Origin of the sequence: Salipiger sp. HF18, from assembly GCF_011806505.1 — a bacterium.
Classification (GTDB): domain Bacteria; phylum Pseudomonadota; class Alphaproteobacteria; order Rhodobacterales; family Rhodobacteraceae; genus Salipiger; species Salipiger thiooxidans.
The window spans coordinates 1-7,051 of sequence record NZ_JAATOS010000201.1 but is presented as its reverse complement, the minus strand read 5'-3'; the positions used below and the strand labels follow the sequence as shown (position 1 = coordinate 7,051).

The following is a 7,051-nucleotide window of genomic DNA, read 5'->3' as shown; positions in this document are numbered from 1 at the left end:
TAGCCGCATTGGTGCGCGCGGAGCGTCAAATTGCCCCGCAACTGTTTCACATGCTGTGCAGATGCCCGGATCCTGCCCTAAACTGCCCTGACAAACCGACAGAAAATCCCGGACCCTCGCGGGCAACCGGGAATCAGAGCAGGCAGGCTTGAGAGACAGTGTCCCAGACAGATGTGAACGTGCGGCCCCTCGCGCCGCAGGACGAGGATAGCTGGCGCGCCCTGTGGGCGGCCTATCTCGACTTCTACGAAAGCAGCGTGACCGAAGATGTCTATGCCGCCACCTTCGCGCGGCTGACCGACCCCGAGGTCCCCGACATGGCGGGCTTCATCGCCGAGGTGGGCGGCACGCCGGTGGGCATCGTGAACTACCTTTTCCACGACCATTGCTGGCGGCTCGAGAAGGTCTGCTACCTTCAGGATCTCTACGCCGCCCCCGAGGCCAGGGGCACCGGCGTCGGCCGCGCCCTGATCGAGGCGGTCTATGCCGCCGCCGATGCGCGCGGCACGCCGGCGGTCTACTGGACCACGCAGCATTTCAACGACACCGCGCGCAAGCTCTACGACCGCATCGGCGTGCTTACCCCCTTCATCAAATACCAGAGGCCGTGATGCGCGCGCTGGTCCTGCCGCTGGTCCTTGCGCTGGCGAGCTGTGTGCCGGCGCCCCCCGCAGACACCGCCAGCCGCGCCGTGGCCGGGATCTCCGCACCGACCGGCCTGCCCGCGATGAAGACCTTCCCCGGCAGCGCGCCGCAGCCTGCCGTGGTCTCGAATCGCGATCTCGAGCGCGACATCCTCGATCTTGCCTTCACGCTGGAATCCGGGCGTACGCTCAGCAGCTTCACCCGGTTCGAGGGGCCGGTCACCCTGCGCGTCACCGGCAGCCCGCCGCGGACGCTTTCGGGCGATCTCGACCGGCTGCTGGCCCGGCTGCGGGCCGAGGCGCAGATAGACATCCGCCGCAGTTCGGCCCCGGACGCCAGCATCACCCTCGTGGCCATCCCCCGCGACGACATCCGCAAGCACCTGCCGCAGGCCGCCTGTTTCGTGGTGCCCAGTGTCTCGTCCCTCGGCGAATACCTCGCGGCCCGGAATTCAGGCGCGCTGAGCTGGACGCGGGTGCAGACGCGCGAACGGGTGGCGATCTTCCTGCCCGCAGACGCCGCCCCGCAGGAGGTGCGCGACTGCCTGCACGAGGAGATCGCGCAGGCGCTGGGGCCCCTCAACGACCTCTACCGCCTCACCGACAGCGTCTTCAACGACGACAATGTGCACACCGTGCTCACCGGCTACGACATGACGGTGCTGCAGGCGTGGTACGACCCGGCGCTGCGCTCGGGCCTCACCCGCGGCGAGGTCGCGGCGCGGCTGCCCGCGGTGCTGGGCCGGGTAAACCCGCGCGGCGAGGGCCGTGCCCCGCGCTACCTGCCGCCCACCCCGCGCGACTGGACCGAGGCGGTGCAGACCGCGCTCGGCCCCGGCGCCCCCTATGCCGAGCGTCGCCGCGCCGCCGAGCGGGCGGTGCGCATCGCCACGGACGAGGGCTGGACCGATCACCGCCGGGGCTTCTCGCACTACGCCATGGGGCGGCTTATGCAGGGCACGGACGCGACCGCCGCGATGCAGGAATTCCTGCAGGCGCAGCGCTATTTCGAGATCACCCCCAACACCGCGCTGCACCAGGCCTACGTCGCCTCGCAGCTTGCGGCCTATGCGATCAACGACCACCGGCCCGAGGACGCGCTGGCGCTGATTGCCCCGCATCTGGCCACCGCCACGCGGCACGAAAACGCCGCGCTGCTGGCGACGCTGATGATGCTGAAGGCCGAGGCGCTCGCGCTTGCGGGCCGTCCGTCCGAGGCGAGGATCGTTCGTATGGACTCCCTTGGCTGGGCGCGATACGGCTTCGGTTCGGACTGGGCGGTGCGCGCGAAGATGCGCGAGATCGCCGCGCTCAATCCGGCTAGGGGCTGACGGGAGGATGAGGGCCAGATGATCGTGATCGCGGGAGTGCTGATCGGAGCCATCCTCGGCGGGCTGACGGCCCGCCGGCGCAAGGGCAATACGGCCGACATCGCGCAGTTCGTCGTGGTCTATGCGATCGCCTTCGGACTGCTCGGGCTGGTCGCGACCATCGTGCTCGAGAAGGTCGCGTCCTGAGTTCTGCCCGCTGAACCGCGACATTCGTCCAAGCCACTTCTGAAACAAGGCGCCCACCGCGTGGTGGACGCCCTGTCGCGAGGGACCGCCGCTCAGGCGCTCAGCAGGTCCATCAGCCGTTCCGTGTCCATCGCCCGGCAAATGCCGTTGGCAGGCCGTGCCAGCGGCACGTCCTCGGCGGCACAGAGCGCGTTCAGCACCGCTTCGTCCACGGACTCGACCGCCGCCAGATAGACCGGGTCGAGCCGTTCGTCGTTGAGGGTGGTCATCTGCCGCCACGCCCCCGAGAGCTGCGGCAGCGGCATCTCGTTGGCGGTAGAGAAGGCGAGGAAGATGTCGCCCGAGTTGTTGCCGCCCGGCGTGCCGCCCCGCCCGATGCCGATGGAGGCGCGCCGCGCCAGCCGCTCGAGCTGGCTGGGAGAAAGCGGCAGGTCGGTGGCGAGGATGACGATGATCGAGCCGCGCTCGGTCATCATGTCCGAGATACGGTCCTCGGGCATCGCCTCACCCACGCGCCGGCCCGCCACGGTCAGCCAGGGCCTGAGCCCGTGGTTGGCCTGAACCAGCGCGCCGATGGTGAAGCCCTGCCCCTCGACGTCGATCACCCGCGACGCGGTGCCGGTGCCCCCCTTGAACTCGTAACAGATCATCCCCGCACCGCCGCCGGAATTCCCCTCGGTCACCGGACCGGGCTTGGCCGCGTCCAGCGCCTGCCGGGCCAGCGCCTCGGTCACGTGCAGCCCGTTGATGTCGTTGAGCACGCCGTCATAGGTCTCGGCCACCACCGGCATCGCCCAGAGGTGGTTGTCCTCCCACGTGTCGCCGTAGGTCTCGACCATCCAGCGCACCGCCGCCGCGTGGCAGGGTCCGATGGCGTGCGAGTTCGAGATCATGATCGGCCCCGCCAGCCAGCCACCGTCGCGCACCCAGTGGGCGCCGGTCATCTCGCCGTTGCCGTTGAGGCTGAACTGCCCGGCCCAGACCGGCTTCGGCTCGGGATCACGACCGCGCGGCAGGATCGCGGTGACCCCGGTCTGCACCTGGATGCCACGGGTGGCCAGCGACGGGTCGCGCGACGACAGCAGCTCGGTGGTGCCGACCTCGAGGCCGGGCACGTCGGTGATGGCGTTCAGCGGTCCGGGCGTGCCGGGCAGCGGGATGCCGAGACGGCGCGCGCGGGGTTTGGTCGTCATGGTCATTTCTGTCGTCTCGATCTGAAGTAGAGGCCGATGGCGGCGATCAGCAGGGTGAAGAGCAGCATCAGCGTGGCGATGGCGTTGATCTCGGGCTTGATGCCGCGCCGGAGCAGCCCCCAGATGTGGATGGGCAGCGTGGTGTTGCCTGTGCCCGCGATGAAATAGGTGATCACGAGGTCGTCCATCGAGATGATGAACGCCAGCAGCCAGCCGCCAAGGATCCCCGGCGCGATGCCCGGCAGCGTCACCTTGCGGAAGGTCTGCGCCGGCGTGGCGCCAAGGTCGGCCGAGGCCTCTTCGACGCTGGTGTCGAACTCGGCGAGCCGCGCCGAGACGGTCACGAAGACGTAGGAGATCAGGAAGGTCGACTGGCCGACGATGATGGTCAGCATCGACAGGTTCATGCCGATGGTGATGAAGAAGATCAGCAGCGCGATGCCCAGCACGATGTCGGGCATGATCATCGGCAGCATCATCAGCGTCCGGTAGAACCGCGCCAGACGGAAGCGGTAGCGCGCCACGGCGAGCGCCAGCGCGGTGCCGAAGACCGTCGAGAAAACCGAGGTCGAAAGCGCCACGATCAGGCTCGTGCGCACCGCGCCCCAGAGCTGGTCGGTGCTGTCGACATAGGTGGCGCTTTCGGCCAGCGAGGTCTCGAGCCCGAAGATCTGCCGGTACCAGTCCAGCGTGAAGCCGTCCCAGATCATCATGTTCAGCGTGTTGGCGTTGAACGAGTAGATCACCACCAGCAGGATCGGGGCGTAGACGAAGACGAAGAACAGCAGCCCGTAGAGCGAGAGGAGCCGGCGCAGGATCATGACCGCTCCTCCCGCCCGGCAAGGCGGAACTGCGCGATCAGCAGCACCAGCACCGCGGTCATCACCAGCATCGCCAGCGCCGAGCCGAAGGGCCAGTTCCGAGCCGAGAGGAACTGCTGCTCGATCAGGTTGCCGATCATCAGCACCTTGGCCCCTCCCAGCACCGAGGGCACGATGAAGTTGCCCAGCGCCGGGATGAAGGTGATCACCGAACCGCCGACGATGCCGGGCATGGTCGCGGGCAGGATCACCTTTCGGAAGGTCTGCAGCCGCGTCGCGCCGAGGTCCGAGGAGGCCTCGATCTGCGCCATGTCAAGCTTCTCGATCGAGCCGTAGAGCGGCAGGAACATGAACGGGATGAAGACGTAGGTCATGCCGAGGATCACCGCGAAATCGGTGTAGAGGAACTCGATGGGCGCATCGGTGAGCCCCAGCCCCATCAGCCCCTGATTCAGAAAGCCCGTGGGGCGCAGGATCAGCACCCAGGCAAAGAGCCGGACGATCAGGCTCACGAAGAACGGCAGGGTCACGAGGAAGATCGCGAAATCGCGCAGCCCCGGCCGCATCCGGCTGATCCAGAACGCGGCGGGATAGCAGACCAGCAGGCTCGCCAGCACGGTGAGCGCCGCCAGCCGCAGCGAGCGCAGGAAGATCGCGATGTAGACCGGGTCGAACTTCTCGTACCGCGTGTCGGCCCAGCCGAGGATGCGCCCGTAGTTGAGATGCGAGAAGATCCAGTCCACGCCACCGTAAAGGCCGGGCGTCAGGAAGCTGTAGACCAGCATGATCAGAAGCGGGCCGAAGAAGAACACCAGCAGGAACACCGTCGGTGCGCCCAGCAGGCCCAAGAGCTGCAGGAACTTGCGCCGCGCGAGGCTCATGGCGCGACCTCGTCGATCAGGTGCAGCCCCTCGCCGGGCGCGTGCAGCGTGAGCGTGCTGCCGATCCCCGGCAGCGCGTTTCCGGTGCGCAGCAGCGCGCGGATGGTGCCGAAGGTGCCGGTCTCGAGCGCCACCTGGTGGTCGGTGCCGGTGTAGTAGGTCTCGCGGATGACGCCGGTGAAGCTGAGACCCGGGCGTTCGGGCGCGGTGGCGGAAAGCACCTCGGGGCGCAGCAGCAGCGTGGCCTTTCCGGCGGGGCGCACGGCGGCAAAGCCCTGCCCGTCCGCAAGCTGCGCGGCAGCCCCGTCAAGCGTCACCGGCAGCAGGTTGCTCTCGCCGAGGAAGTCGGCGGTGAAGAGGTTGGCGGGTGTCTGGTACAGCTCGGCCGGGGCGCCGATCTGCTGGATCCGGCCATGCGCGAGCACGGCGATCCGGTCGGACATGGTCAGCGCCTCTTCCTGGTCGTGGGTGACGAAGATGATCGTGGTGTCGGTCTCGCGGTGGATGCGCTTGATCTCCATCTGCATCTGTTCGCGCAGCTTGCGGTCGAGTGCCGAGAGCGGCTCGTCCATCAGGATGGTCGGGGGAGCGGAGACGAGGCAGCGGGCCAGCGCGACACGCTGCTGCTGGCCGCCGGACAGCTCGTTGGGGAAACGGTTGCCCGCATGGCCGAGCCCCACGGTCTCGAGCGCGCGGCCGGTGCGCTGGGTGATCTCCCTGGGTGCCATGCCCCGCACCTTGAGCGGGTAGGCAATGTTCTCGGAGACGGTCAGGTGCGGAAACAGCGCGTAGTTCTGGAAGACCACGCCGATGCCGCGCTTCTCGGGCTGGGTCCAGGTGTGGTCCTTGCCGTCGATGAAAAGCTGGCCGCGCGACGGCTTGTTGAGCCCGCAGATGGTCTGTAGCAGCGTCGTCTTGCCCGAGCCCGACGGGCCGAGAAGGGTGAGGAACTCGCCTTCGTGCACGTCGAGATCGACCCGGTCGAGCGCCACCGTCTCGCCGTAGTAGCGCGACAGGCCGCGAGCCGACAGCTTCACCGCACGCTCGGGCGCGGAGGCAGGGGACCCGGTGACCGCGATGTCCGAATGAAAGTCTTTCTGCGGCTGCATATGCGGCATCTCCTGGTTTCCTCACACGAAAGGGTCCCGATCTTGCGGAGGGGGACCCGGCTGGTGCTGTTCGCTTCTTCCGGTCGATCTAAGGGGCAAAGAACGCTTCGGTAAAATAGATAAATAGGAATTGCAGCTTAGTCCCCGCCTAATCCGGCTCTTGGGTCCGCATAGGTTTATCCTAATCAATGCTGCTGATTTTGATACTTTACGCCGCGGCGCGGCAATGGTTGTCATCGAGGCAAGGGTAACGCGCTTTCACATTCCCTGCCGCCATGACCGGCGTTCGTGCCGCCATGGGGCAGTTTCATCCCCCAGCCAGACCGGGCCGCTTTCCTGTTGCGGCCCGGGGTCAGCCCGCGGACGCATCTGCGCCCGCGATCGGTGCTGGCGTGCCGCCAGGGGATCCTCCGGAACATGGGCGCGCGCGGCCCGAGAAAGACCCCCGGGAACGTGCCGCAAGAGTGCGCCCTCAAGACCGGAACCCCCGGACCCGACCTCTGACCAACCAGCATGGAGTGACCCCACGATGAGTCTCAGCAAGCCCACCCGCCGCGCCGTCCTGAAAGGCGGCGTCGCCACTGCCGCAGCGCTTGCCGCGCCTGCGCTGCTGTCCTCGGCCGCGCGCGCCCAGACCTCGCAGATCACCGTTTCCGACGTGGGCGGTGCCATCGCGCCCGCGCTGCGCAAGGCCTTCTACGACCCGTTCGAGGCCGAGACCGGCATCAAGGTCGTCTCGGTCGCGCAGGAACCGAACCCCGTCACCCAGATCAAGCTGCTCGTGGATACCGAGAGCTACATCTGGGACATCTCGATGACCACGCCGGACCACGTCAAGCAGCTGATGGCGGGCCCCGACTACACCACGCCGCTCGAGCTTGACGTC

At 67.7% G+C, this 7,051-nt stretch carries 7 protein-coding genes and 1 pseudogene; 4 read left to right on the top strand and 4 right to left on the bottom strand.

The genetic code is table 11. From position 1 onward, the window contains the following. Window positions 1–158: 158 nt before the first annotated feature. Genes HC022_RS15745 through HC022_RS15735 form a run of 3 tightly spaced genes read left to right on the top strand, consistent with a single transcriptional unit; the run spans window position 159 to window position 2,161 of the window. Window positions 159–611 carry a GNAT family N-acetyltransferase gene (locus HC022_RS15745; RefSeq protein ID WP_167453076.1) on the top strand — a complete coding sequence of 151 codons (453 nt, stop codon included), beginning with the start codon at window positions 159–161 and terminating at the stop codon, window positions 609–611. After that, window positions 611–1,975 (top strand): DUF2927 domain-containing protein, encoded by a 1,365-nt coding sequence (locus tag HC022_RS15740; protein WP_167453075.1) that lies wholly within the window; start codon window positions 611–613, stop codon window positions 1,973–1,975. Before HC022_RS15745 ends, HC022_RS15740 begins: the two co-directional genes overlap by 1 nt. 18 nt (window positions 1,976–1,993) lie before the next feature. Then, a complete protein-coding gene (locus HC022_RS15735; protein ID WP_008886047.1) occupies window positions 1,994–2,161 on the top strand; it encodes a hypothetical protein in 168 nt (55 codons plus the stop codon). A 92-nt stretch (window positions 2,162–2,253) separates the two neighbouring features. On the opposite strand, the gene HC022_RS15730 is transcribed toward HC022_RS15735, so the two are convergent. From HC022_RS15730 to HC022_RS15715, 4 genes are read right to left on the bottom strand one after another with little or no spacing between them, the layout of a single operon-like run. Beyond that, window positions 2,254–3,354, bottom strand: a complete 1,101-nt coding sequence (locus HC022_RS15730) for a P1 family peptidase (protein ID WP_254885112.1) — start codon at window positions 3,352–3,354, stop codon at window positions 2,254–2,256. A gap of 2 nt (window positions 3,355–3,356) precedes the next feature. Then, complete coding sequence (locus HC022_RS15725) at window positions 3,357–4,175, bottom strand: ABC transporter permease (protein WP_089961096.1); 819 nt, start codon at window positions 4,173–4,175, stop codon at window positions 3,357–3,359. Then, window positions 4,172–5,056 (bottom strand): ABC transporter permease, encoded by an 885-nt coding sequence (locus HC022_RS15720; protein ID WP_089961098.1) that lies wholly within the window; start codon window positions 5,054–5,056, stop codon window positions 4,172–4,174. Before HC022_RS15720 ends, HC022_RS15725 begins: the two co-directional genes overlap by 4 nt. Continuing rightward, on the bottom strand, window positions 5,053–6,165 hold the full coding sequence (locus tag HC022_RS15715; protein WP_167453073.1) for an ABC transporter ATP-binding protein: 1,113 nt from the start codon (window positions 6,163–6,165) through the stop codon (window positions 5,053–5,055). The genes HC022_RS15720 and HC022_RS15715 overlap by 4 nt, the downstream gene beginning before the upstream one ends. Before the next feature lie 529 nt (window positions 6,166–6,694). Between HC022_RS15715 and HC022_RS15710 the strand changes: the two are divergent. Next, window positions 6,695–7,051: pseudogene (locus tag HC022_RS15710) on the top strand (ABC transporter substrate-binding protein); the annotation flags it as partial.